Source organism: Tenacibaculum sp. MEBiC06402 (assembly GCF_049239625.1).
In the GTDB taxonomy this organism is placed as follows: Bacteria; Bacteroidota; Bacteroidia; order Flavobacteriales; family Flavobacteriaceae; genus Polaribacter.
Genome location: NZ_JBMKKT010000029.1, coordinates 1 through 307 on the forward strand (window position 1 = coordinate 1; position 307 = coordinate 307).

Genomic DNA, 307 nt, shown 5'->3' on the forward strand with positions numbered 1-307 from the left:
AGCTACAGGTGTAACCGGAGCCACAGGAAACACAGGTGCAACGGGTGAAACTGGTGCTACAGGAAATACAGGTGCTACAGGAAGTACAGGAGCCACAGGAAGTACGGGAGCAACGGGTGTAACCGGAGCTACAGGAAACACAGGTGCAACGGGTGAAACTGGAGCCACAGGAAACACAGGTGCAACGGGTGAAACTGGTGCTTCAGGAAATACTGGAGCAACAGGAAGTACAGGTGCTACTGGTGAAACTGGGGCTACAGGAAATACAGGAGCTACTGGTGAAACTGGAGCAACAGGAAGCACGGGA

1 protein-coding gene is annotated in these 307 nt (G+C 53.1%); it reads left to right on the forward strand.

The genetic code is table 11. The features are described 5' to 3' along the window. Window positions 1-307 (forward strand): hypothetical protein (locus ACOSP6_RS00250; RefSeq protein ID WP_422095667.1); only part of this gene is annotated, 307 nt, incomplete at both ends.